Source organism: Mesorhizobium sp. RSR380A (genome assembly GCF_054719385.1).
Window position 1 is genome coordinate 307,970 of the sequence record NZ_JBTTIB010000001.1, and the last position, 24,920, is coordinate 332,889.

Here is a 24,920-nt window from a genome sequence, read left to right on the forward strand (position 1 = left end):
TCAGTCGTCGTCCTCGACCAGAGCCCGGTCGCCGCGATCGAGGATCAGCGGGATGATGAGATCTTCCTCGTCGGCCAGATGCCGCTTCAGCATGGCGATCAGCCGGCTGTTCTCGTCCGCATAGGCGTCGGCGGCGAAGCGCTGCCTGTCCTCGCTCTCCTCGAGCGTGCGGATGAAGGCGTTCGCCGTCTCGGCGTTGCGCTCCATCCCCTCATGAATGGTGTGATGGTCGGCATCGAGGATTTCGAAGCCGCGCTTCAGGCGCGGCTCCGCCTTGGCGAAAGCCGGGAAATATTGGTAGTCCTCGACATTGTGGTGGCCGTCGAGATTGCCGAGAAAGTGGTTCAGCCGCGGCGCGAACCAGCGCGCGAAATCCGGCGCCGTCAGCCTGCCTTCGCGATAGTCGCCAATGCCGTTGGTGAGCATGCCGCCCAGCTCTCGGAACATGTCGTGCCGCTGCAGCCACATGTTTGCCATGCCGTGGATGTTGGCGTGGCCCTGCCATGTCTCGCGCGGATATTTTTCCGCCAGCCAGCGCAGGTCTTCCGGCAGGCCGGCTCTTTCAAGCAGCAGAAAATTGGCTTCCACGTCAGTCTCCTTTGGTGACTAACATATGGGAGCGTTCAGATCAGATCGGTAGTCCCGTGATGCGCTCGATGAGGGCGATTCCCCAGACGCCGGCGACGATGACGACCGAAATCAGCACCGCCAGCGAGCCGCAGTCCTTGGCAAGTTGGATGTCGACGTTGAACTCGCGACTGAAGGCATCGCAGGCTGCCTCGATGCCGGTGTTCAGCACTTCGACCATGATGAGCAGCAGCACCGCGCCGATCAACAGCGCGTAGCCGCGCCACGAGACCGAGACGAACCAGCCGAGCGGCAGCGCCAGCACCAGCAGCATCAGTTCCTGCTGAAATGCCCTTTCGCTGGCGGCGAGCTTGCGAAAGGCTCGCACAGAATTGAAGTAAGCACCGATCAGCCGCTGCATGCCGCATCCCCTTCGAATCACCGGCAGGGGATATCGCAATGGCTGGATCAAGGGAATAAGGCAGCCGCCGCAAAATCACTCCTCCGCAACCTTGATCGTCGGCGTCGACTTCTCGAACTGCGGCAGTCCATCGTCGATCGTATAGTAATCGCCCTTGTCGCCGACAAAGATGTGGCATTGGCCTTCGAGCCCGGTCGGGTTGTCGAACGATCCGGCCAGAACTGAGACATAGGCATCCTGACCCGGCTTCCAGAACAGCACCGAGCCGCAGATCTTGCAAAAGCCGCGCTTGGCGAAGGAAGACGATTCGTACCAGCTGATGTTGTCGGCGCCGGTTATCGTGATGTCGCCGTCGGCGACGTTGGTTGCAGCGTAAAAATGCCCGCTCTGCTTCCGGCACTGCGAACAGTGGCAATAAATGACGCCGCGCAACGGCCCTCGCGTCTGGAAACGCACGGCTCCACACAGGCAAGATCCGCTGTGGTTGTTGCTCATCCCTGCCTCCACCAGCCATCGTCCACGGCTTCGCCGCTGGCCGAGAGGATTTCAGTTTTGCCGCAGCCGGGCACCGGCAAATGCGACATGGGGTGGGCGTGTTCGGACCTGACCTCAGGATCTTGCAAACCATTTCTGCAGCCTGCGGTAGAACGGACGCGTTACCTGGCGGCACATTAAGGAAACTTTAGCGCCGGCGCATCTATGGTCGTTGCCAAGCGAATGTCGCGATTGGGGACGTGTCTTTCGCAGGATGATCCGAAATACGGCTGGCACTCTCCGGTCGGCGGCATCTCGCACGGTCTGCGATGGTTCCCAGAGGCAGAGTGAACAGAACATGCAGCCGGCAGCCGTCCAGACCGACCGAAACAGCGACATTGCAACAGCCGTTGTGGCGACCATGCGTCAGCTCGGCGTGCTTGGCCTGCCGCGCAATTACGAAATCTTCTACGAAGCACTGAAAGGCACCAATCGCGAACTCGGCCTGGCCGTCGTCGCGCTGGGCAACCAGCCGACGCAGGACGATCTCGACCGCATCGGCCGCGCTTTCTTTGCCCAGCATCACGGTCCCGGCATTGTCGAGCAGGCGCGCGACGTGCTGGCCAGGGAACTCGAGGACATCGCCTTGCTGCTGCGCAGCGAACGTAGCCATATCGAGAAATACGGCAAGATCCTCGATGAGACATCGAGTGGCCTCGCCAACCGCAGCCTGCTTTCGCAGGATCTGCTGCAGAAGGTCGCCAGCGCCATGGCGGCGGCCACCAACTCGACCCTCGACCACGGCAAGCAGGTTGCAACCACGCTGAGCGACAAGACGGCGGAACTGGAGAGCGTCAAGTCGAAGCTTGAGGAGTACAAGCGGCTCGCCGACACCGACCCCTTGACCCATATCTGGAACCGCCGCGCCTTCGACAAGCAAATCACGGCGATTTACACCTCCAACAAGGGGATCCTGTTCAACGCCCTGATCCTTGCCGACATCGACCATTTCAAGAGTGTCAACGATCGCTACGGCCACCCGGTCGGCGACAAGATCATCCAGATCGTCGCTGAAATCTTCCAGACCAGCATCCGTGAAGACATGTTCGTAGCCCGCACCGGCGGCGAGGAATTCGCGCTGATCGTCGAGGGCGCCAGCGAGGATACCACTTACGAGATCGCCGAACGCATCCGCCTGCTGATCGAACAGACGCCGTTCACCAGCAGCCAGACCGGCGCCAATTACGGCACGGTGACCGTTTCCATGGGCATCTGCATGGCTTCCGAAGCGGAAAGCCCGGAGGATCTCTACACCAAGGCGGACCGGGCGCTCTACCGCTCCAAGGTTGGCGGGCGCAACCGCGTCACCCGGCACTCGACAATGGCCGGCCGCACCGGCAAGAACTGGCTGCTATACAAGAAAGACTGACGCTTCGGCGTGCAGCCAATTCCCGGGCACGGGCAAATTTATCGGATCCCGTCTCTTTCCATATGAATTTCCGTGGACTATATTTTCCATGGAAAGAGAGAGGCCATGTCTGTTACACAACCCAATGCTGCCGCCCCTGATCTGACCGCGAAGGCGGCCGAAAATGCGGTTCTGACCAAGGCCACGCTGCGCGCCGCCGAACTCTTGGATATAACCGCCAGGGTGCTTGCGTCGATCATCGGCGTCTCGGAAGCCACGGTTTCACGCATGCGCAGGCAGGAATTCCTGCTGGAGCGCGGCACCAAGCCGTTCGAACTCGCGGTGCTGTTCGTGCGGCTGTTCCGTTCGCTCGACGCCATTGTCGGCGGTGACGAGACGATAGCCCGGGCATGGCTGAAGAACGCCAATACCGCGTTCGATGGCAGCCCGCTTGAAAAGATCCTCACCATTGCCGGGCTTGTCGATGTCATTGCCTATCTGGACTCCCGACGCGCTCTCGTCTGAAGCCGTCCGGTTCGACGGCAAATACTGGCGCATGGTCGAGGCGCAGCACCGCGTCTCGACGCTGAAGATCGTTGACACGCTGGACGAACAGGCGCTGCTCGAGGATCTGATCGAGGAGACCAAGCCGCAGATCCCCATGGAATGCCGGCATCTCCACTATCTCCTGGCGACGCCCTTCCGCTACGGCTCGATCTATCCCTACGGCTCGCGCTTCCGCCGCGCTGGCCGCACCCTGGGTGTCTACTATGCCGCGGAGACGATCATGACGGCGGTCGCCGAAATGGCCTTCTACCGCTTGTTGTTCTTCGCCGATTCGCCCGACACGCCATGGCCGCACGACGCCGCCGAATACACCGCCTTCGCCGCCGCGATCCGCACCGACAAGGCTGTCGACCTCACGCGGCCGCCACTCGACCGCGATCAGGCTGAGTGGACGCATCCGACCGACTACGCCGCCAGCCAGGCGATTGCCGATGTCGCGCGTGAGGCTGGGCTGGAGGCGATCCGTTACCGTTCGGCGCGCGACCCGACGGGCGTCAATGTGGCGTTGCTGACATGCCGCGGCTTTACCAAGGCCAAGCCGCTGGAGCCGCATACCTGGCGCATCCGGCTCGGCGCGTTCGGCGTCCAGGCCATCTCAGAATTTCCGGAGAAGCGGATCGAGTTTTCCAGAACCGCCTTTGCCAACGATCCCCGGCTCAACGGATTGCGCTGGGAACGCGGGCGTTGATCTAAACGAAAAAGCGCCGGATTTCTCCGGCGCTTATCATTTCAGTTTCTGAAAACAGGCTCTCAGCCGTTCACGGCCTGCTTGTGCCGGATCGGATGGGTCTTCTTCAAGAGGTCGGACACCAGGAACGCCAGCTCGATCGCCTGGTCAGCGTTGAGGCGCGGGTCGCAATGGGTGTGGTAGCGATCCTGCAGTTCCTCTGCGGTGATGGCGCGGGCGCCGCCGGTGCATTCGGTGACGTTCTTGCCGGTCATCTCGACATGGATGCCGCCCGGGTGCGTGCCCTCAGCGCGATGCACTTCGAAGAAGGTCTGTACTTCCTTGAGGATGCGGTCGAATGGCCGCGTCTTGTAGCCGGCTGCCTCGATGGTGTTGCCGTGCATCGGGTCGGATGACCACACGACGCTGCGGCCTTCCTTCTGCACCGCGCGCACCAGCTTCGGCAGATGGTCGGCGACCTTGTCGGAGCCGAAGCGGGCAATCAGCGTCAGCCGGCCCGGCTCGTTCTCCGGATTGAGCAGGTCGATCAGCTCCAGCAAACCATCCGGCGTCAGCGACGGACCGCATTTGAGGCCGAGCGGGTTCTTGATGCCACGGCAATATTCGACATGGGCATGGTCGGGCTGGCGGGTTCGGTCGCCGATCCAGATCATGTGGCCGGAGGTTGCATACCAGTCGCCCGACGTCGAATCGACGCGGGTCAGCGCCTCTTCATAGCCCAGCAACAGCGCTTCGTGGCTGGTGTAGAAATCGGTCTCGCGCAAGGCGTAGTTGGTTTCCGAGGTGATGCCGACGGCCTTCATGAAGTCCATCGTCTCGGTGATGCGGTTAGCGAGCTTGCCGTATTTCTCGCCCTGCGGGCTGTCGGAGACGAAACCCAGCATCCAGCTATGCACGTTCTCCAGGCTGGCATAGCCGCCCTGGGCGAAGGCGCGCAACAGGTTGAGCGTCGCCGCCGACTGGCGGTAAGCCATCTCCTGGCGGGCCGGGTCGGGAATACGCGACTTCGGGTCGAACTCGATGCCGTTGATGATGTCGCCGCGATAGCTCGGCAGCGTCACCTCGCCCTTGGTCTCATTGTCGGACGAGCGCGGCTTGGCGAACTGACCAGCAACGCGGCCGACCTTCACCACCGGCTGCGCGCCGGCGAAAGTCAGCACCACCGACATCTGCAGGAAGACGCGGAAGAAGTCGCGGATGTTGTCCGCGCCATGCTCGGCGAAACTCTCGGCGCAATCGCCGCCCTGCAGAAGGAATGCGTCGCCGGCAGCGACGGCCGCAAGCTGCTTCTTCAGCTTGCGCGCCTCACCGGCAAAAACCAGCGGCGGAAAGGTGGCGAGCTGGGCTTCCGTGCTCTTCAGGGCGGCAAGGTCCGGATAGGCAGGAACCTGCTTGATCGGCTTCGCTCTCCAAGAATTCGGCGACCATTTCGTCATCGCTGCACCCAAACGCTCTTTCCAGCAGGCTTTTGCCCGCCATTCCCGCCCCATATGGGGATGGCGGCTCCATACACGAAGCCGATTTCCTATTCTAGACCGGAATTCAAGCGCTGGCGAATGATGGGGAGCGCCATGCCGCGACCCACTTTGGCTTCTTATCTTCGCGACGGCTGTGCAATATCGCTTGGTGCCAGAATCGATCCTCACCGATCTAGTCGCGCCGGTCATCGTCCGCCGCGCAACAATTCTCCATGGAGTCCCTATGTCCGTGTCCGCCTACTTTGACCGCGTGCGCCGCGAGCAAGGCCTGTTTACGATCGAAGAGGTGGTTGGCCTGTCCGAGCGCGGCAACGTGATCTACGACCCCTACTCCACGCTGATTTCCGCAGGCGCCGTCATCGGGCGAGGCAACGTCTTCTTCCCCGGCGTCTACCTGTTCTGCACCGACGGTGGCGCGCTGGAGATCGGCGACGCCAACATTTTCCACGCCAACACACTGTTCGAAGCAGCCACAGGCATCATCCGCGTCGGCTCACGCAACCAGTTCGGTGAAGGTGGTTTTACTGCAAAGGCCAACAGGCCGGGAGCCTCGATCGTGATCGGCGATCAAGGCCGCTATCTCAACGGCGCGGCGGTCTTCGGCGAAACGGTGCTGGGTTCAGGCAGCCAGCTTCTCGGTGCAATCACGGTCGACAGTTGCCGGCTGGAACCGGGCGGCAGTTTTCGTGAGCCCGACCCCGACCGCCGGGCCGGATTGCTGAAAGGCGCCGGCGCCGCGCGCGGCTTCACCGTGCCTGCCGGGCACGTCATCGTCGGCGCCGGCACGTTCTCGGCATCCGACCTGCAGTTGCAGTCGAATTTCCATCCGAAAGTCTAGGTGGCCACCAGCCGCGCCAACTGCGTCATGACGACAGCCGAGCCCGCCAGACGCTTCTCGGCTGTCGGCCAGTCGCGGATGAAGACCACGCTGTGGTCGGCCCTGATCTTGGCCAGCGAGCCCTGTTCGCCGATGTACTTGACCAGCCCGACCGGGTTGGAAAACTCGCGCTTGCGGAAATGGATGACGACGCCCTTGGGGCCGGCATCGAGCTTTTCGACATTGGCCCTGCGGCAGAGTGCCTTGATGAAGACGATCTTGAGCAGATGCTTCACTTCCTCCGGCAGCGGGCCGAAGCGGTCGATCAGCTCGGCGCCGAAAGCATCGATCTCCTCGGTGTTTTCGAGATCGCCAAGGCGGCGGTAGAGCGCCAGCCTGAGCTGAAGGTCCGGCACGTAGCTTTCCGGGATCATGACAGCGGTGCCGACAGCGATCTGCGGCGACCAGCCGCCATCCTGAACCTCGCCGGAATCCTTCACCTCGGCCACCGCCTCCTCCAGCATCTGCTGGTAGAGTTCGAAGCCGACCTCCTTAATATGGCCGGATTGCTCTTCGCCGAGAAGATTGCCGGCGCCCCTGATATCGAGGTCGTGGCTGGCCAGTTGGAAGCCGGCGCCGAGCGTATCCAGCGACTGCAGCACCTTCAGCCGGCGCTCGGCGGTGTCGGTGAGCTTGCGATTGGCCGGCAGCGTGAACAACGCATATGCCCGCACCTTGGAACGGCCGACGCGGCCGCGCAGCTGGTAGAGCTGCGACAGGCCGAACATATCGGCGCGATGGATGATCAGCGTGTTGGCGGTCGGAATGTCGAGCCCGGATTCGACGATGGTGGTCGACAACAGCACGTCGTACTGGCCGTCATAGAAGGCGTTCATGATGTCGTCGAGTTCGCCCGGCGGCATCTGGCCATGGGCCACCGCCACCTTCAGCTCGGGGACGGATTCGCGCAGGAAATCATGGATTTCGGCGAGATCGCTGATGCGCGGAACGACATAGAAGGAATGGCCGCCGCGGTAGCGTTCGCGCAGCAGCGTCTCGCGGATGACCAGCGGGTCGAAAGGCGAGATGAAGGTGCGCACCGCCATGCGGTCGACCGGCGGCGTGGCGATCAGCGACAGTTCGCGAACGCCGGTCAAGGCAAGCTGCAGCGTGCGCGGGATCGGCGTCGCCGACAGCGTCAGCACATGGACGTCGGTCTTGAGGTCCTTCAGCCGTTCCTTGTGCTTGACGCCAAAATGCTGCTCCTCGTCGATAATCAGCAGGCCGAGATTCTTGAACGAAATCGCCGACCCCAGCAGCGCATGGGTGCCGATGACGATGTCGACCTGCCCCTCGGCGATGCCTTTCTTGGTTTCCGCCAGTTCCTTGGCGCCGACCAGCCGCGAGGCCTGGCCGACGCGGATCGGCAGGCCGGAGAAGCGCTGCGAAAAGGTCTTGAAATGCTGGCGCGACAACAGCGTCGTCGGCACCACGACCGCGACCTGGAACCCTTCCATCGCCGCGATGAAGGCGGCGCGCAACGCCACTTCGGTCTTGCCGAAGCCGACATCGCCGCAGATCAGCCGGTCCATCGGCTTGCCGGCGCCGAGATCGTCCACGACGGCATCGATCGCGCCCTGCTGGTCGTCGGTCTCCTCGTAGGGAAAGCGCGCCGAGAATTCGCCGTAAAGCCCTTCCGCCGGCACCATGGGCGGCGCGGTACGCATCTGGCGCTCGGCGGCAATGCGGATCAGCTGTCCGGCCATGTCGAGCAGGCGCTTCTTCAGCCGCGCCTTGCGCGACTGCCAGGCGCCGCCGCCGAGCTTGTCCAGCGTCGCCTCGGCTGTGTCAGAGCCGTAGCGCGACAGAAGCTCGATGTTTTCCACCGGCAGGAACAGCCGGTCGTCGCCGGCATAGTGGATTTCCAGGCAATCATGCGGCGCACCGACCGCCTCGATGGTGCGCAGGCCGATGAAACGGCCAATGCCGTGATCAGCATGGACGACGATGTCGCCCGCCGACAACGACGACGCCTCGGCGATGAAATCCGACGCGCGCTTCTTGCGCTTCGAGCGCCGGATCAGCCGGTCGCCCAGAATATCCTGTTCGGCGACGACGACCAGTTGTTCGGTCTCGAAGCCGGATTCCAGCGGCAGCACCGCAAGCGCCGCCTGGCCCGGCTCGAGTTTTTCCGCCTCGGCCAACGTCGCCACCGGCACGAGATTGCCGAGATGGTGCTCGGCCAGGATCTGGCCAAGCCGGTCGAGCGAGCCTTCGGTCCAGCCGGCGACGATGACCCGCCGGCGCGCCGCGCGCTCGTCGGCGATGTGTTTTACGACGACATCGAAGACGTTGATGTTTGGGTCAGCCCGTTCCTCGGCAAAGCTGCGGCCATGGCGCGAGCCGCCATGGAAGACCTTCTTGGCCCCGACATCGGGCGCGTCGAAGGCGGTGAAGTCGATGGCTTCGCGCGGTCCGAGCGACGCCACGAGGTTTTCCGGTGAGAGATAGAGCAGGTCCGGCGCCACCGGCTTGTAGGGCACGGCGTCCTTCAAGGCGGCGTCGGCCTGTTTGCGGCGCGCTTCGTAGTGGTCGAGGATCAGCGTGTGACGCTCAGCCAGCGCTTCGTGCGCCAGATGGTCGAAGATGACAGGCGCATCCGGCAGATAATCAAACACTGTCTCCAGCCGCTCGTAGAACAGCGGCAGCCAGTGCTCCATGCCGGCAAAGCGCCGCCCTTCGCTCACCGCCGCATAAAGGCCGTCGTCGCGCTGCGGCGCGCCAAAGGCTTCGATATAGGAGCGCCGGAAGCGGCTGATGGTTTCGGGCGTCAGCGCCACTTCGCTCATCGTCTGCAGCGCCATCGACTTGCGCTGGCCGGTTGTGCGCTGCGTGGCGGCGTCGAAAACGCGGATCGATTCCAGCGTGTCACCGAAGAAATCGAGCCGCAGTGCTTCCGTCCAGCCGGGCGCGTAGAGGTCGAGGATGCCGCCGCGCACGGCGAATTCGCCGATACCGCGCACCGTCGGCACTCGCTCGAAGCCGGAAATCTCCAGCCGGGACACCAGCGCGTTCATGTCGATCTGGTTGCCGGGCTTTGCGTGGAAAGTCTGCGCTTCGACCAGATCGGCCGGCGGAATGCGCTGCAGCAGCGCATTGGCAGTGGTCAGGATGACCGCGCGATGCGGCTTTTTTGCCAGCGCGATCATCGCCGTCAGGGCGTCGAGCCGCTTGGCAGCGGCATCGGAGCCTGGCGAAACGCGGTCATAGGGCAGGCAATCCCAGGCCGGCAACTCCAGCACCGGCAGGCCGGGGGCGGCAAAGGTCAGCGCCTCGATGATCGACGGCAGGCGCTGGCCGTCGCGCGCCACGAACAGCACCGGTTTGTCAGGCGCAATCTCATGGATCGCCTGCACCAGCGCAAAGGCTTCGTAGCCATCGGCAACGCCGTCGACGATGAACTGGCCGGCACGGCCTTTCGGCAGACCGATTTTGGGAATGAGGCTCATGGTTGCACGTTTAAAATGTCATGGTCCGGCGCGATGCCAGGATCTTTTGCAGGACGGCACAGTCGATATTCCTGGGAACCGGGCGTTCGCCGGTGACCATGGGCAGGAATTCGGTGTCGGGAATGTCGAGCAGCCTTTCATATTGGTCGATTTCATCGCCGGTCAAGGCGCCGATCTCGTTGTCGGCAAACGTACCGAGGATAAGGTCCATCTCGCGCATCCCGCGATGCCAGGAGCGGAACAACAGCTTGCGGCGCCTGATATCCAGCCCCTCGCTTGATCGTTTCGTCCCGGTCATCGTGCCGCATCCTTGCTTGGTGCGGCGCATATAGCGTGGATAGAGGGCGGTGTCAGCCTTGCAACGCACGGGTGGGCGGCTAAACATCCCGGGTGTGAAGAACACTCCTGACAACGCTGGTGCCGGACACCGCCCGCACCTCACCCTCCCCCTTGTGGGGAGGGTCGGCGAGCACGCTTCGCAAAGCGAAGCGGGTGAGACGGGGTGCTGCGCTGGTGTGCCGCCTTCTTGTGAAGTTAGACGCGCACCTACCCCCATCCCGCTCCGCTTCGCGGATCGACCCTCCCCGCAGGGGGGAGAGTAAAGCCATGCGCCCCTCCCTCCTCGACCCTCTCTTCGTTCCCATCACTTCGCTTGCCGGCGTCGGCCCCAAGGTTGGCGCTCTGATCGAGAAGGTGGTGGCGGCCGATCTCGGCGAACGGCCGGCGCGCGCGGGCGACCTGTTGTTCGTGCTGCCGCACACCGTCATCGACCGTCGCAATCGTCCCGGCATCGCGCTTGCGCCTGCAGGCGCCATCGTCACACTCGACGTGCGCATCGACCGCCACCAGCCACCGCCGCGCGGCAACCGGTCGGTGCCTTACCGCGTCTATGCCCATGACGACACCGGCGAGATCGGGTTGACCTTCTTCCACGCCCATGCCGCCTATCTCGAAAAAGCGATGCCGGTGGGCGAGCATGTCGTCGTCTCCGGCCGTATGGAATGGTTCAACGGCCGCCCGACCATGGTCCATCCCGACCATATCGCTTTGGCAGGTGACACTGAGAGCCTGCCGCTGGTCGAACCGGTCTATCCGCTCACTGCGGGCCTGTCCGGAAAAGTGCTGCGCCGCGCCATCGGCCAGGCGCTCGGCCGGCTGCCGGAATTGCCGGAGTGGCAGGACGCTGCCTTCATGCGCAAGCAGACCTTTCCGGCCTTTGCCGACGCGCTCGCCCGCGTCCACAATCCCGCGGACCCGATCGATGTCGCCATCGAGGGGGTGGCATGGCGCCGCCTTGCCTATGACGAGCTTCTCGCCGGCCAGGTGTCGCTGGCATTGGTGCGGGCAAAAGTGCGCCGGCTGTCGGGCCGGCCGCTCATCGGCGACGGTCGCATCGTCGAGAAACTGCGCGCAGCCCTGCCCTATTCATTGACCGGCAGCCAGGAATTCGCGCTTGCCGAAATCAATGCCGATCTGGCCGACCCCGAGCGCATGCTGCGCCTGCTGCAAGGCGATGTCGGCTCCGGCAAGACGGTGGTGGCGCTGCTGGCCATGGGGCGCGCAGTCGAGGCCGGTGGCCAGGCGGCCTTGATGGCGCCGACCGAGATCCTGGCGCGCCAGCATCTGGCGACGATCACGCCTTTGGCCGAACAGGCCGGCCTGCGCGTCGCCATCCTCACCGGCCGCGAAAAGGGCCGCGAGCGCGCCGATACGCTGGCGGGCCTGGCCAGCGGCGACATCGACATTGTCGTCGGCACCCATGCGCTGTTCCAGGAAACGGTGACCTATCACGACCTCGTCTTTGCCGTGGTCGACGAGCAACACCGCTTCGGCGTCCACCAGCGGCTTGCCATCACCGCCAAGGGCGACGCCCCGGACATGCTGGTGATGACGGCGACGCCGATCCCGCGCACTCTGGTGCTGACCGCCTTCGGCGACATGGACGTCTCCAAGCTGACGGAAAAGCCGGTTGGCCGCCAGCCGATCCGCACCGTCACGCTGCCACTGGAACGGCTGGACGAACTGGTCGGTCGCATGCTGGACGCGGTTGCCGACGGCCAGAAGATCTACTGGATCTGCCCGCTGGTCGAGGAATCCGAAGAGATCAAGTTGATGTCGGCCGAGGACCGTTTTGCCTCGCTGCAGCCCTTGTTCGGCGATCGAATCGGCCTCGTCCACGGCCGCATGAAGGGCGCCGAAAAGGACGAGGCGATGCGCGCGTTCAAGGCCGGCGAAACCCGCATCCTGATCGCCACCACCGTCATCGAGGTCGGCGTCGACGTGCCGGACGCCACCATTATGGTCATCGAGCATGCCGAACGTTTTGGCCTGGCGCAACTGCACCAGTTGCGCGGCCGCGTCGGCCGCGGCGACAAGCCTTCTTCCTGCGTGCTGCTCTACAAGGACCCGCTCGGCGAAACGGCCAAGCGCCGGCTGTCGGTGATGCGCGAGACCGAGGACGGGTTCCTGATCGCCGAAGAGGATCTGAAGCTGCGCGGCGAAGGCGAATTGCTCGGCACCCGCCAGTCCGGCACGCCGGGCTTCCAGGTGGCGCGCATCGAGGTGCACGCCGACTTGCTCGAAGCAGCCCGCGACGATGCAAGGCTGATCCTGTCGCGTGATCCGGAACTACAGTCTGAGCGCGGCGAGGCGCTGCGGCTGCTGCTCTATTTGTTCGGCCGCGACGAGGCCGTGCGGCTCTTGCGTGCCGGCTGAGCCAAAGCACCAAGCGGCGGGTTGGCGAGATCTCCGTCGATCGGCTGGCCGTTCATCGTCACCATTTTCGGCTTGACTTCGGGCGCCACCAGCCCGGCCGAGACGATCAGCCTGGCGCCGTCCTCAATCGTCATGTCGAGCAGCACGATGTCGGATTTCGGCACGTACATCAGGAAACCGGTGGTAGGGTTCGGCGTGCACGGCATGAACACGGCGATCATCGGGTCGCCTGCATGGTCGAGCTTCTGGTTGATCTCGGTTTCCTTTTCACTGGCGACGAAGACCAGCGACCAGACGCCTTTTCGCGGATATTCGACCAGCCCGACCTGGCGGAACATATCGCCCTTGTTCGACAGCACCGTCTGGAAAATCTGCTTCAGCGAACCGTAGATGCCGCGCACCAGCGGCATACGGCCAAGCAGCCGTTCGCCGAAATTGACGATGGCGCGACCGACGATGTTGGCGGTCATGAAGCCGATCAGCGTGATCAGCACGAGCGCCACGATCAGGCCGAAGCCGGGCACCGGAAACGGCAAATAGGTGTCGGGGCTGTAGCGCGCCGGAATGTACGGCTTCACCCAGGAATCGACCCAGCCGACGAACGACCAGGCGATATAGGCGGTGATCGCCAGCGGCGCGCAGACGATAAAGCCTGTGAGGAAATAGTTCCTCAGCCGGGTCATGCCTGAAGTTCTGGGAGCATCGGACATGGTTCACCGGGGACGCGGGTTGCAGCGCCACACTAGTGAAGCGGACGGCGCTTTGGAACTGCGAAGTTTTTTAGACCCCCGATGAGCGCCGACTACTCCACCGTCACCGATTTCGCCAGGTTGCGCGGCTGGTCGACGTCCGTCCCCATGAACACGGCGGCGTAGTAGGCCAGCATCTGGATCGGCAGCGCATAGATGATCGGCGAGATGATTTCCGGCACGTCGGGCAGGATGATCGTCTCCATCGTCTTGACGCTGACCTGCGCCGCGCCCTTGGCGTCGGTGATCAGGATGATCTTGCCGCCGCGCGCCGCCACTTCCTGCATGTTCGACACGGTTTTTTCGAAGATGCGATCATGCGGCGCGATGACGATGACCGGCATGTTCTCGTCGATCAGCGCGATCGGCCCGTGCTTCAGTTCGCCCGCGGCATAACCCTCGGCATGGATGTAGGAGATTTCCTTGAGTTTCAGCGCGCCTTCCATGGCCAGCGGGAAATTGGTGTCGCGTCCGAGATAGAGCACGTCCTTGTAGCGCGAGATTTCGCGCGCGATGCGCTCGATCTGCTCTTCGAGCTTCAGTACCTGGTTGGCGTAGCGAGGCGCCTCCGAAAGAGCGCGCACCAGCGTCTTTTCCTCATCCTTCGAGATCGTGCCGCGCGCCACACCCGCACGCACCGCCAGCGAGGCCAGCACCGAAAGCTGGCAGGTGAAAGCCTTGGTCGAGGCGACGCCGATCTCCGGCCCGGCCAGCGTCGGCAGCACGACGTCGGATTCGCGCGCCATGGTCGATTCGCGCACATTGACGATGGCGCCGATCTTCATGCCCGCCTTGCGGCAATAGCGCAGCGAGGCCAGCGTGTCGGCGGTTTCGCCGGACTGCGAGATGAAGAAGGCGGCATCATCAGCGGATAATGGCATTTCGCGGTAGCGGAATTCCGAGGCGACATCGATGTCGACCGGCAGCCGCGCATAGCGCTCGAACCAGTATTTGCTGATCAACCCCGCGAGATAGGCGGTGCCGCAGGCCGAGATCGCCAGCCGGCCGATCTTGGCGAAGTCGAACGGCAGTTCCAGCGGCTTCGACAGGCCAGAGACGAAATCGACGTAGTGCGCCAGCGTATGCGAGATCACCTCGGGCTGTTCATGGATTTCCTTTTCCATGAAATGGCGGCGGTTGCCCTTGTCGACCATGAAGCTGGTCGACAGCGATTGCTGGCGCTTGCGGGCAACCTCTTTGCCGTCGATGTCGAAGATGGTGACGCCATCGCGGCGCACCACCGCCCAGTCGCCGTCTTCAAGGTAGGTGATGGAATTGGTGAAGGGCGCCAGCGCGATGGCGTCGGAGCCCAGAAACATCTCGCCATCGCCATGGCCGACGGCCAGCGGCGGGCCATTGCGGGCGCCGACGATGAGGTCCTCGTCGCCGGTGAACATGATGGCCAGAGCAAAGGCGCCTTCCAGTCGATTCAGCGCCTGATGCGCCGCCTCGATCGGCTTCAACCCTTTGGCGAGTTCGCGCGCCACCAGGTGCGCCACGACCTCGGTGTCGGTCTGTGATGAGAAGGAATAGCCGTCGCGGATCAGTTCGTCGCGCAGTTCGGCGAAATTCTCGATGATGCCGTTATGAACGATGGCGACGCCGTCGGAAAAATGCGGATGGGCGTTGGTCTCGTTGGGCACGCCATGCGTGGCCCAGCGCGTGTGGCCGATGCCGATCGTGCCATCGAGCGGCTCGTCCTTCAGCCGGCGTTCGAGGTTGATCAGCTTGCCTTCGGCGCGGCGGCGGCCAAGCCGGCCATGCTCGACCGTGGCGACACCGGCCGAGTCATAGCCGCGATATTCCAGCCGCTTCAGCGCATCGACGATGAGCGGCGCGACCTGGCTCTGGCCGACAATTCCGACGATACCGCACATATGCCTGCCCCCAATTCCCGCTGGAAAACCAGTCCCGATGGAAAACCAGCGCTATCTAGGGATTGCCGGCCCGCCGCGAAAGTCACTTTGCGTTTCGTCTGCTGTAACGGAACGCTTCTCAACCCGATGCACTATGACACACCGCTCTTGCAATCCGGTTACCGCAATTCCTCGGTTGTTCAATTGCTTCGGCGGTTAATGGTCGGTGCCGGCCTTTTTCTTCGCCGCAGCGGCCGAGGCAAAGCGCTCGCGCAATTCCTTGCCTTTCCCGGGAATGGTCTTCTGGCGGGCGCGGCCGAAGGCCAGCGCATCGTCCGGCACGCTTTCGGTTATGACGCTACCCGAGGCGATGTAGCCGCCCTTGCCGATCGTAACCGGCGCCACCAGCGACGAGTTCGAACCGATGAAGGCGCCCTCGCCGATGTCGGTGAAAAACTTCGAGTAGCCGTCATAGTTGCAGGTAATGGTGCCGGCGCCGATATTGGCCCCCGCGCCCACACAGGCATCGCCGATATAAGTCAGATGATTGACCTTGGCGCCCTCCTCGATGACCGCCTGCTTGACCTCGCAGAAATTGCCGACCTTGGCCTTGTTGCGAAGATCGGCACCCGGCCGCAGCCGCGCGAACGGCCCGACATCGCAGTTGGAGGCAATGGTGGCGCCCTCGATGTGGCTGAAAGCGTGGATCTTGGCGCCGGTTGCAATTTTCACGCCCGGTCCGAACCAGACATTGGGCTCGACGATCGTATCGGCGCCGATTTCGGTGTCATGCGAGAAATACACGGTTTCCGGCGCGATCAGCGTTACGCCCGACAGCATGGCCTCGTAGCGCCGGCGCACCTGCCAGATGGCTTCCGCCTGCGCCAGCTCGGCCCGGTTGTTGATGCCGAGCGCGCTCTCGAAGCTCGTTTCGGTGGCGAGGACATCGAGCCCTTTCGCGCTGGCGATCTCGACGATGTCGGTGAGATAGAACTCGCCCTTGGCGTTCTTGTTGCCGACCTTGTGGAGCAGTTCGAGCGCATGAGCGCCGGCCACCGCCATCATGCCGGCATTGCAGAAGCCGATCTTCTTTTCCTCGGCGGAGCAGTCCTTCTCTTCGCGGATGGCAGTCAGCTTGCCGCCCTTTTCGATCAGCCGGCCATAGCCGGCCGGGCTGGGCGGACGGAAACCGATCACCACGACGGCCGCGCCATCGGCAAGCTTTTGCCGCGCGGTCACCAGGGCTTCAGCGTCGATCAGCGGCGTGTCGCCGAACATCACGAGAATATCGTCATAACCCTTTGATATCGCATCGCTCGCAGCCAGCACGGCATGCGCAGTGCCGAGCCGCTTCTCCTGCACGAAGGTCTCGGCCTTGGGCGCGAATTTCGCCGCCGCCTTGCGCATATCATCGGCGCCATGGCCGATCACCAGCGCCTGGCTGCGGGCGCCGGCGGCCTCGGCCGCTTTCACCACATGGGCGACCATCGGCAGTCCAGCGATCTGGTGCAGCACCTTCGGCATCGCGCTCTTCATGCGCGTGCCTTCACCGGCGGCGAGAATGACGGACAAGCAGGATCTCTGGCTCATGGAAGGACAACCGTATGAAATGGGATCAGGAATCGCAGAGTGGTAGCATCTGGCGTCATGCTGCACCAATGGGGTTAAATTCCGGTGAGGTGATGAGGCAGTTCACTCTCGATCAGCGGATCGCTACCCCAGCCGGCCCAGCACCGGAAAATTCTCGAGCAGCCAGTAGGACACCGTCTGCACGCCACCGGTGAGGAAGAACACGCCGGCGACGACCAGCAGCGCGCCGATCGCCTTTTCGACGCGGCCGAGATGGACGCGGAATTTGCCGAGGAAGCGCATGAAGGCGCCGGAGAACAGGGCAGCAAGCAGGAACGGAATGCCGAGGCCAAGCGAATAGGCGGCAAGCAGAAGAGCGCCCTCGCCCACCGTCTCGCGGCCGCCGGCCAAGGTCAGGATCGGCCCCAGCACCGGGCCGATGCACGGCGTCCAGCCAAAGGCGAAGGCCAGCCCCATGACATAGGCGGCGACCATGCTGGCAGGCTTGCCCTGCGACTGAAAGCGCGCCTCGCGCGACAGAAGTGGTATGCGCAGGATGCCGAGGAAATTCAGCCCCATCAGGATGATCAGCACCCCGGCCGCCATCGCCAGCGGCTCCTGCCAGACGCGCAGCCAGTGGCCGATGGTCGAGGCGCCGGCGCCAAGCGCCACGAACACGGTGGAGAAACCGAGTACGAAGGCGAGCGAGGAATAGATGAGCGCGCCGCGGGCGCCGGCCTTGGCCGTGACGCCGGCATCGTCACCGCGAAAATCGTCGACCGACACGCCGGCCATGTAGCAGAGATAGGGAGGCACCAGCGGCAGCACGCAAGGCGACAGGAACGAGATCGCCCCCGCTCCGACCGCGCTGACATAGCCGATGTCCAATGGCATTCCAGAACTCCAGATTCCTTGGCGCCGGTATAGCGGTGCAAAACCGTGTTCGCCAATCACCATCGTGTGGCATTTGGCTACACATACGGTCCGGCCGGACGAATTGTTACCGACCAATCCCAAGTTGACCAAGTCGGGGAAGAAATGCCCCTCGCCGAGCGTTCACACAGCGAAGCCGCGATTTCTGCGCGCTTCGTCGGATCACCAGGGAGATTTCCATGAAAAGCATCACTGTCGGCCTGGCCGCCCTTCTGCTCAGCACCGCCGCATCCTTCGCCGCCGAAGCGTGGAAGGAAGCCGAAGTCGGTGGCACCAAGATCTACACCGATGCCAATGGCATGACGCTCTATACCTATGACAAGGACGAGAAGGGCAAGACCAACTGCTACGACAAATGCGCCACCAACTGGCCGCCGCTGAAGGCCGAGGACGGCGCCAAGGCGGACGACGAATGGACCATCGTCGACCGCACCGACGGCACCAAGATGTGGGCCTATGACGGCAAGCCGGTCTACACCTTCATCAAGGACAAGAAGGCCGGTGACATCACCGGCGACGGCGTCGGCGAAGTCTGGCACATCGTCAAGGCCGACTGATCGTCCGAACCTCTATCCCGCACCCCATCGGCGGGACTCGGCTGGCCGCCGGCTCCAAGCGACCCGGCGACCAGTTCGGCATTTACACGCAGCACGAACTAGTCGCGGCGCCTTTCCCGGTGGCTCGAAACACGAACCGTCCCAGACAGAAATTTTGTGATCTTCTCCATACACTCTAAGAGTGTATTGCGGCACACGCCTCCGCATTTTGGCCGCTTGCCCTTGACCGATCGCAAAAGCGCGGCCATGTGAGCGACCAATTGAATGCGTCACGCAGCGGAATTCTTCTGCCGCCCCACAGCTGATATGAGACCTCATGGACGTCGTCGTCGTCGAATCGCCGGCCAAGGCAAAGACAATCAACAAGTATCTCGGCAGGAACTTCAAGGTTCTGGCCTCGTTCGGCCATGTCCGCGATCTGCCGGCCAAGGATGGTTCGGTGCGTCCCGACGAGGATTTCGCCATGTCCTGGGCGGTCGACACCGCGTCCGGAAAGCGTCTCTCCGACATCGCGAACGCGGTCAAGGATGCCGATGGCCTGATCCTCGCCACGGATCCGGATCGCGAGGGCGAAGCCATTTCCTGGCACGTGCTGGAGGTGCTCAAGCAGAAGCGCGTGTTGAAGGACAAGCCGGTCAGCCGCGTCGTCTTCAATGCCATCACCAAGTCGTCGGTGCTGGAAGCGATGGCCAATCCGCGCCAGATCGATGCACCATTGGTCGATGCCTATCTGGCTCGCCGCGCACTCGATTATCTCGTCGGCTTCACGCTGTCGCCGGTGCTGTGGCGCAAATTGCCGGGCGCCCGTTCGGCCGGCCGCGTCCAGTCGGTGGCGCTGCGCCTGGTCTGCGACCGCGAATCCGAGATCGAGCGCTTCATCCGCGAGGAATACTGGCAGATCGCTGCCCTCCTCGGCACGCCACGTAACGACAGCTTCGAGGCGCGGCTGACCGCCTTCGAGCGCAAGAAGCTGCAGAAGCTCGACATCGCCAGCAAGGCGCAGGCCGACGATATCAAGGGCATGCTCGAAGGCGCGACTTTCAAGGCTCTGTCGGTGGAAGCCAAACCGACAAGGCGCAATCCTGGCCCGCCCTTCACCACTTCGACGCTGCAGCAGGCGGCATCGTCGGGCCTCGGCTTTTCGGCGACGCGCACCATGCAGGTGGCGCAGCGCCTCTATGAAGGCATGGAGATCGGCGGCGAGACCACCGGCCTGATCACCTATATGCGAACCGACGGCGTGCAGATGGCGCCGGAGGCGATCGACGCCGCCCGCGACACCATCGCCAAGGAATTCGGCCCACGATACCTCCCGGAAAAGCCGCGCCAGTACACAGCCAAGGCCAAGAATGCCCAGGAAGCGCACGAGGCGGTCCGCCCGACCGATTTCATGCGCACGCCGGCTTCGGTCAGGCAATATCTCGATTCCGACCAGCTGCGGCTTTACGAATTGATCTGGAAGCGCGCCATCGCCAGCCAGATGCAGTCGGCCGAGATCGAGCGTACCACGGTCGAAATCGAGGCGGTCAATGGCGCTCGCACCGCGGAGCTTCGCGCCGTCGGTTCCGTCGTTCGCTTCGACGGCTTCATCGCCGCCTACACCGACCAGAAGGACGACGACGCCGAAGACGAGGAAAACCGTCGTCTGCCCGAGATCCGTGCCGGCGAGCAGCTGGCCCGTCAGGCGATCAATGCCACCCAGCACACCACCGAGCCGCCGCCGCGCTACTCCGAGGCGTCGCTGATCAAGAAGCTGGAAGAGCTCGGCATCGGCCGTCCGTCGACCTACACCGCGATCCTGAAGACGTTGGAAGACCGTGACTACGTCACCATCGACAAGCGCCGGCTGGTGCCGCAGGCCAAGGGCCGGCTGCTGTCGGCTTTCCTCGAAAGCTTCTTCGAGCGCTATGTCGAATATGACTTCACGGCCTCACTCGAGGAAAAGCTTGACGAGATTTCCGACGGCAAGCTCGCCTGGAAGGACGTGCTTCGTGACTTCTGGAAAGATTTTTCCGGCGCCGTCGCCGACATCAAGGAACTGCGCGTCACTGACGTGCTCGACGCGCTGAACGAGGAACTGGCGCCGCTGGTGTTCCCCGCGCGGGAGGATGGCTCGAATCCCCGCATCTGCCCAAAATGCGGCTCCGGCAATCTGTCGCTGAAACTCGGCAAGTTCGGCGCCTTCGTCGGCTGCTCCAACTATCCGGAATGTTCCTTTACCCGCCAACTCGGCGATGCCGCCAACCCGAATGGCGAGAATGGCGGCGGCGAGGACGGCACCAAGGTCCTCGGCAAGGACCCCTACACGGCAGAGGAAATCACGCTGCGCTCAGGCCGCTTCGGTCCTTATATCCAGCGCGGCGACGGCAAGGAAGCCAAGCGCTCCAGCCTGCCCAAGGGCTGGACGCCCGACTCGATCGACCATGAAAAGGCCTTGGCGCTGCTGTCGCTGCCGCGCGATATCGGCAAGCACCCTGAATCCGGCAAGATGATCTCCGCCGGGCTTGGCCGCTATGGTCCATTCGTTTTGCATGATGGCATCTATGCCAATGTCGACAGCATAGAGGATGTGTTCTCGATCGGCCTCAACCGCGCTGTCACCGTGATCGCCGAGAAGCAGCTGAAGGGCAAGGGCGGCCGCAATGGCGGCACTGCGGCGGCGCTGAAGGAACTCGGCGACCATCCCGATGGCGGGGGCAAGATCGTCGTGCGCGATGGCAAATATGGGCCCTATGTCAACTACGGCAAGGTCAACGCGACACTGCCCAAGGGCAAGGATCCGCAGTCGGTGACCGTCGAGGACGCGCTGGCGCTGATCGCCGAGAAGGAAGCCAAGGGCGGCGGCAAGAAGCCGTTCCGCAAGGCGGCAGCCGCCAAGGCCCCCACAGCCAAGAAAACCACTGCCAAAACAACCACTGGCAAGAAAACCACAGCCAAGAAGTCGGCGACCAAGAAGCCGGCGGCGAAGAAAAAGGGATAGCAGCGTGGCGCGCAGGATCACCGGTAGAAGCCACGGCGATCCGCGCACCGCCGACACGAGGGCCAAGGTCAAGGACGACTACAGGCCCTCGCGTGACGAAATCCTGCGCTACATCGCCGAGAACCCCGACCGCGCGGGAAAACGCGACATCGCCAAGGCGTTTGCCTTGCGCGGCGACGACCGCATCTGGCTGAAGGACATTCTGCGCGACCTGCAGGACGAAGGCATCCTGACCAAGGAGCGCAAACGGCTGGCCCGTGTCGGCGCCTTGTCGCATGTCGCCGTACTCGACATTTTTGGCCGCGATGGCGACGGCATCCTGCTGGCGCATCCTGCCGAGCCCGTAGGCACCGGCGAACCGCCCGTCGTCTCGATCCGCGTCTCGCGCGGCGGCAATGGCCCGCAGCCGGGCATCGGCGACCGTGTGCTGGCCAAGACCTTCCCGACCGACGATGCGACCGGGCCCGCCTATACGGGCCGCGTAATGAAGATTTTCGAGAAGCGGACAGATGCCGTGCTGGGCGTCTTTCGTATCCTTCAGGACGGCACCTTCCGCATCGAGCCGGTGGAACGTCGCCAGCCCGAACTGATCGTCGACAAGGAATTCCAGAACGGCGCCAGGAACGGCGACCTTGTCGAGGTCGAGCCCGCGCGGGCCTCCCGGTATGGTTTGCCGCGCGCAAAAGTGGTGGCGGTGCTGGGCTCGCTGACCAGCGAAAAGGCGGTCTCGATGATCGCCATCCACGCGCACGACATTCCGCATATCTTCCCGGCCGACGTCATCGCCGAATCCGAGGCGGTAAAACCGGCGACGCTTGCTCACCGCGAGGACTGGCGCGACCTGCCGCTGGTGACCATCGACCCGGCCGACGCCAAGGACCATGACGACGCCGTCTTCGCCACGCCCGACCTCGACGAGAAGAACCCCGGCGGCGTGATCGCCACGGTGGCGATCGCCGATGTTGCAGCCTATGTCCGCTATGGCACCGCACTCGATCGCGAGGCGCTGAAACGCGGCAATTCTGTCTATTTCCCCGACCGCGTCGTGCCGATGCTGCCAGAGCGCATCTCCAACGACCTGTGCTCGCTGCGCGAAGGCCAGGACCGTCCCGCGCTTGCCGTGCGCATGATTTTTGCCGCCGATGGCCGCAAGCTGCGTCACACCTTCCACCGCGTCATGATGAAATCGGCGGCAAAGCTCGCCTATCCGCAGGCCCAGGCCGCGATAGACGGCCTTCCTGACGACAAGACCGGCCCGATCCTCGATACGGTGCTGAAGCCGCTGTGGGACGCCTACGCCATCCTCAAGCGCGGCCGCGATGGCCGCCAGCCACTCGAGCTTGATCTGCCCGAGCGCAAGATCCTGCTCAAGCCGGACGGCACCGTCGACCGCGTCGTCGTCCCGGAGCGGCTCGACGCCCACAAGCTGATCGAAGAATTCATGATCCAGGCCAATGTCGCCGCCGCCGAAACGCTGGAAGCGAAGAAGCAGGCGCTGGTCTACCGCGTCCACGATGCGCCGTCGCTGGCCAAGCAGGAATCGCTGCGCGAGTTCCTGCAGACGCTCGGCCTGTCGCTGGCGCGTGGCGCGCAGATGCGGCCCGCCCAGTTCAACGGCATTCTCGAGCGCGTGCGTGGCGCCGACAATGAGGGGCTGGTCAACGAAGTGGTGCTGCGCTCGCAGAGTCAGGCCGAATATTCGCCCAAGAACATCGGCCATTTCGGCCTCAACCTGAAGCGCTACGCGCATTTCACCTCGCCGATCCGCCGCTATGCCGATCTGATCGTGCATCGCGGGCTGATTGCCGCACTTGGGCTCGGCCCTGGCGGGCTGACGCAGGACGAAGAGACGCGGCTGGAAGACGTCGCGGTGCTGATCTCCGGCACCGAGCGCCGCGCCATGGCGGCCGAGCGCGACACCGTCGACCGGCTGATCGCTGCCTACCTCGCCGAGCGCATCGACGACCGGTTCGACGCCCGCATTTCGGGCGTCACCAAATCGGGACTATTTGTCCAATTGCCGCAGTTTGGCGCAGATGGCTTCATCCCGGTGTCAAGTCTGGATGGCGATTACTATATATATGACGAAACCGCGCGATCGCTGTTCGGAGAACGCACCGGCAAGGGCTATCAGCTTGCCGACCGCGTCGAGGTTCGCCTGATCGAGGTGGCGCCTATGGCCGGCGCGATGCGTTTCGAGATGCTGACCGACCCGAAGCCCCTGCCCGGCTCCAAACGGTCGTTTCACAAGGCAAAAGGCCGCGCCCGCGCGTCGCAATCGCGCCCGGGGTCGCGCGGCAGGAGACGATAATGGCAAGCGAAATGGGAATCCAGAAGCAGGTTTTCGGCGGCGAACATCATTCGGGCCGAGTCGCCCGCCCGCTGTGGACGGCGATGAAGCGCGGCGCCCTTGGCCGCTGCCCGCATTGCGGCGAAGGCAGGTTGTTCGCCGGCTTCACCAAAAGTGTCGACAAATGCGCCGTGTGCGGTGAGGAGTTCCACCACCACCGCGCCGACGACCTGCCCGCTTATCTCGTCATCGTCATTGTCGGCCACATCGTTCTCGGCGCCTTCATGGGCGTTGAGGCGACCTCGACGCTCTCCATGTGGCAGCACATCGCCATTTGGGTGCCGTTGACCATCGTGCTGTCGGTCGCTCTGCTGCAACCGGTCAAGGGCGCCGTCATCGGACTGCAATGGGCGCTCTATATGCACGGCTTCGGCGGCGAAAAAGACGGCACCGAGCCGCATCCCGGAACCTAGTTTGCGTCAGGGCAATGTCGCCTGGCGCAACATGCCGACCGTGAAAGGCCACTTTCGTTTGCCAGAAGTTTCCGCTAGGTCCTGCGCATGGAAGGTATGACCAAGGCGGAAGTCAGCAGGATGGACCGTGGCGCAGCCGCCCACAGCGGCCTGCCCATACGCCCGCGCGATGCCGCCACCCTGATCCTGCTCGACCGCGAGGGCGACGAGATTCTGGTGCTGATGGGCCGGCGCCATGCAGGCCACGCCTTCATGCCCGGCAAGTTCGTCTTTCCCGGCGGCCGCACCGATTCGGCCGACAGCCGCATAGCCGTTGCCACCCCATTGCTCCCGGAGGAAGAAGCCAGGCTGACCGCCGGCGTCGGCCGCATCAGCCCGTCGCGGGCCCGTGCCATCGCGCTCTCGGCCATCCGCGAGACTTATGAGGAAGCCGGCCTGCTCATCGGCCGCAAAGGCTCGTTCGCAACCGACAAGCGCGACTGGCAGGGCTTTGTCGAGCACGGCGTCCAGCCTTCGCTGGCGCCGCTGCGCTTCATCGCCCGCGCCATCACCCCGCCCAATCGCGTGCGTCGTTTCGACACCCGCTTCTTCAGCGCCTGGCGCAGCGATGTCGCCGTGGAACTGCCGGGTGGCGGCCCGACCAATGAGCTGGAAGAACTGGTCTGGCTGCCGCTTGCCAAGGCCAGAGAGGCCGATATCCCCGACATCACCCGAACGATCTTGCAGGAGCTGGAGACGCGGCTTGCCGGCGATCCGCGCCTGCGACCCGGTGGGTCCGTGCCGTTCTACCGGCTTATCCGCAACCGCTTCGTTCGCGAAATTCTTTAGAGCAATTCCAGGAAAAGTGTGACGCGGTTTTCCGTCCGGAA

General features: G+C 63.6%; 20 protein-coding genes. 10 read left to right on the forward strand and 10 right to left on the reverse strand.

The features are described 5' to 3' along the window. The 3 genes from ACYG9Z_RS01645 to ACYG9Z_RS01655 all read right to left on the reverse strand — a co-directional run bounded on the left by ACYG9Z_RS01645 (position 1) and on the right by ACYG9Z_RS01655 (position 1,483). Positions 1 to 588 carry a hemerythrin domain-containing protein gene (locus ACYG9Z_RS01645; protein WP_023751508.1) on the reverse strand — a complete coding sequence of 196 codons (588 nt, stop codon included), beginning with the start codon at positions 586 to 588 and terminating at the stop codon, positions 1 to 3. A gap of 40 nt (positions 589 to 628) precedes the next feature. Further along, the gene (locus ACYG9Z_RS01650; protein WP_023667554.1) at positions 629 to 988 is read right to left on the reverse strand and encodes a diacylglycerol kinase; all 360 of its coding nucleotides are present in this window, start codon (positions 986 to 988) and stop codon (positions 629 to 631) included. A gap of 75 nt (positions 989 to 1,063) precedes the next feature. Next, complete coding sequence (locus ACYG9Z_RS01655) at positions 1,064 to 1,483, reverse strand: GFA family protein (protein ID WP_023667555.1); 420 nt, start codon at positions 1,481 to 1,483, stop codon at positions 1,064 to 1,066. 337 nt (positions 1,484 to 1,820) lie between these two features. Here ACYG9Z_RS01655 and ACYG9Z_RS01660 point away from each other — a divergent pair, with 337 nt between their 5' ends. The 3 genes from ACYG9Z_RS01660 to ACYG9Z_RS01670 all read left to right on the forward strand — a co-directional run bounded on the left by ACYG9Z_RS01660 (position 1,821) and on the right by ACYG9Z_RS01670 (position 4,125). Beyond that, entirely contained in the window at positions 1,821 to 2,891 is a 1,071-nt protein-coding gene (locus ACYG9Z_RS01660; protein ID WP_023751509.1) for a GGDEF domain-containing protein, read from the forward strand. A gap of 105 nt (positions 2,892 to 2,996) precedes the next feature. After that, the gene (locus tag ACYG9Z_RS01665) at positions 2,997 to 3,395 is read left to right on the forward strand and encodes an MbcA/ParS/Xre antitoxin family protein (protein WP_023751510.1); all 399 of its coding nucleotides are present in this window, start codon (positions 2,997 to 2,999) and stop codon (positions 3,393 to 3,395) included. Continuing rightward, positions 3,355 to 4,125 carry an RES family NAD+ phosphorylase gene (locus ACYG9Z_RS01670; RefSeq protein ID WP_023751511.1) on the forward strand — a complete coding sequence of 257 codons (771 nt, stop codon included), beginning with the start codon at positions 3,355 to 3,357 and terminating at the stop codon, positions 4,123 to 4,125. The genes ACYG9Z_RS01665 and ACYG9Z_RS01670 overlap by 41 nt, the downstream gene beginning before the upstream one ends. A 62-nt stretch (positions 4,126 to 4,187) precedes the next feature. Here ACYG9Z_RS01670 and ACYG9Z_RS01675 read toward each other — a convergent pair whose 3' ends face one another. Beyond that, positions 4,188 to 5,561 (reverse strand): class II 3-deoxy-7-phosphoheptulonate synthase, encoded by a 1,374-nt coding sequence (locus tag ACYG9Z_RS01675; RefSeq protein WP_460222871.1) that lies wholly within the window; start codon positions 5,559 to 5,561, stop codon positions 4,188 to 4,190. A gap of 271 nt (positions 5,562 to 5,832) precedes the next feature. Here ACYG9Z_RS01675 and ACYG9Z_RS01680 point away from each other — a divergent pair, with 271 nt between their 5' ends. Further along, positions 5,833 to 6,441: a hypothetical protein gene (locus ACYG9Z_RS01680; RefSeq protein ID WP_196814900.1), complete on the forward strand. Its 609-nt coding sequence runs from the start codon at positions 5,833 to 5,835 to the stop codon at positions 6,439 to 6,441. Here the strand turns inward: ACYG9Z_RS01680 and mfd are convergent. Together mfd and ACYG9Z_RS01690 are read right to left on the reverse strand one after the other, a co-directional pair. Further along, entirely contained in the window at positions 6,438 to 9,929 is a 3,492-nt protein-coding gene (gene mfd, locus ACYG9Z_RS01685; protein WP_023751514.1) for a transcription-repair coupling factor, read from the reverse strand. The genes ACYG9Z_RS01680 and mfd overlap by 4 nt on opposite strands. A 10-nt stretch (positions 9,930 to 9,939) precedes the next feature. Then, entirely contained in the window at positions 9,940 to 10,227 is a 288-nt protein-coding gene (locus ACYG9Z_RS01690; protein WP_023681561.1) for an FAD assembly factor SdhE, read from the reverse strand. Between the two features lie 308 nt (positions 10,228 to 10,535). On the opposite strand from ACYG9Z_RS01690, the gene recG reads away from it, so the two are divergent. Beyond that, complete coding sequence (gene recG, locus ACYG9Z_RS01695) at positions 10,536 to 12,644, forward strand: ATP-dependent DNA helicase RecG (RefSeq protein ID WP_460222872.1); 2,109 nt, start codon at positions 10,536 to 10,538, stop codon at positions 12,642 to 12,644. Here the strand turns inward: recG and ACYG9Z_RS01700 are convergent. The 4 genes from ACYG9Z_RS01700 to ACYG9Z_RS01715 form a co-directional block, all read right to left on the reverse strand. Next, complete coding sequence (locus ACYG9Z_RS01700) at positions 12,596 to 13,354, reverse strand: DUF502 domain-containing protein (RefSeq protein ID WP_027050381.1); 759 nt, start codon at positions 13,352 to 13,354, stop codon at positions 12,596 to 12,598. The two genes, recG and ACYG9Z_RS01700, sit on opposite strands and share 49 nt — an antisense overlap. Before the next feature lie 92 nt (positions 13,355 to 13,446). Continuing rightward, positions 13,447 to 15,270: a glutamine--fructose-6-phosphate transaminase (isomerizing) gene (gene glmS, locus ACYG9Z_RS01705; RefSeq protein ID WP_023751515.1), complete on the reverse strand. Its 1,824-nt coding sequence runs from the start codon at positions 15,268 to 15,270 to the stop codon at positions 13,447 to 13,449. 195 nt (positions 15,271 to 15,465) lie between these two features. Further along, positions 15,466 to 16,839 carry a bifunctional UDP-N-acetylglucosamine diphosphorylase/glucosamine-1-phosphate N-acetyltransferase GlmU gene (gene glmU, locus ACYG9Z_RS01710; RefSeq protein WP_023751516.1) on the reverse strand — a complete coding sequence of 458 codons (1,374 nt, stop codon included), beginning with the start codon at positions 16,837 to 16,839 and terminating at the stop codon, positions 15,466 to 15,468. A gap of 123 nt (positions 16,840 to 16,962) precedes the next feature. Next, a complete protein-coding gene (locus ACYG9Z_RS01715) occupies positions 16,963 to 17,712 on the reverse strand; it encodes a cytochrome c biogenesis CcdA family protein (protein ID WP_023751517.1) in 750 nt (249 codons plus the stop codon). Positions 17,713 to 17,930: 218 nt separating this feature from the next. On the opposite strand from ACYG9Z_RS01715, the gene ACYG9Z_RS01720 reads away from it, so the two are divergent. The 5 genes from ACYG9Z_RS01720 to ACYG9Z_RS01740 all read left to right on the forward strand — a co-directional run bounded on the left by ACYG9Z_RS01720 (position 17,931) and on the right by ACYG9Z_RS01740 (position 24,879). After that, complete coding sequence (locus ACYG9Z_RS01720; protein ID WP_023751518.1) at positions 17,931 to 18,308, forward strand: COG4315 family predicted lipoprotein; 378 nt, start codon at positions 17,931 to 17,933, stop codon at positions 18,306 to 18,308. Between the two features lie 316 nt (positions 18,309 to 18,624). Beyond that, entirely contained in the window at positions 18,625 to 21,288 is a 2,664-nt protein-coding gene (gene topA, locus ACYG9Z_RS01725) for a type I DNA topoisomerase (protein WP_023751519.1), read from the forward strand. A gap of 4 nt (positions 21,289 to 21,292) precedes the next feature. Further along, positions 21,293 to 23,599 carry a ribonuclease R gene (rnr, locus tag ACYG9Z_RS01730; protein ID WP_023744817.1) on the forward strand — a complete coding sequence of 769 codons (2,307 nt, stop codon included), beginning with the start codon at positions 21,293 to 21,295 and terminating at the stop codon, positions 23,597 to 23,599. After that, positions 23,599 to 24,051, forward strand: a complete 453-nt coding sequence (locus ACYG9Z_RS01735) for a DUF983 domain-containing protein (RefSeq protein WP_031194788.1) — start codon at positions 23,599 to 23,601, stop codon at positions 24,049 to 24,051. Before rnr ends, ACYG9Z_RS01735 begins: the two co-directional genes overlap by 1 nt. An 87-nt stretch (positions 24,052 to 24,138) precedes the next feature. Further along, a complete protein-coding gene (locus ACYG9Z_RS01740; protein ID WP_023710624.1) occupies positions 24,139 to 24,879 on the forward strand; it encodes an NUDIX hydrolase in 741 nt (246 codons plus the stop codon). Positions 24,880 to 24,920: the final 41 nt, after the last annotated feature.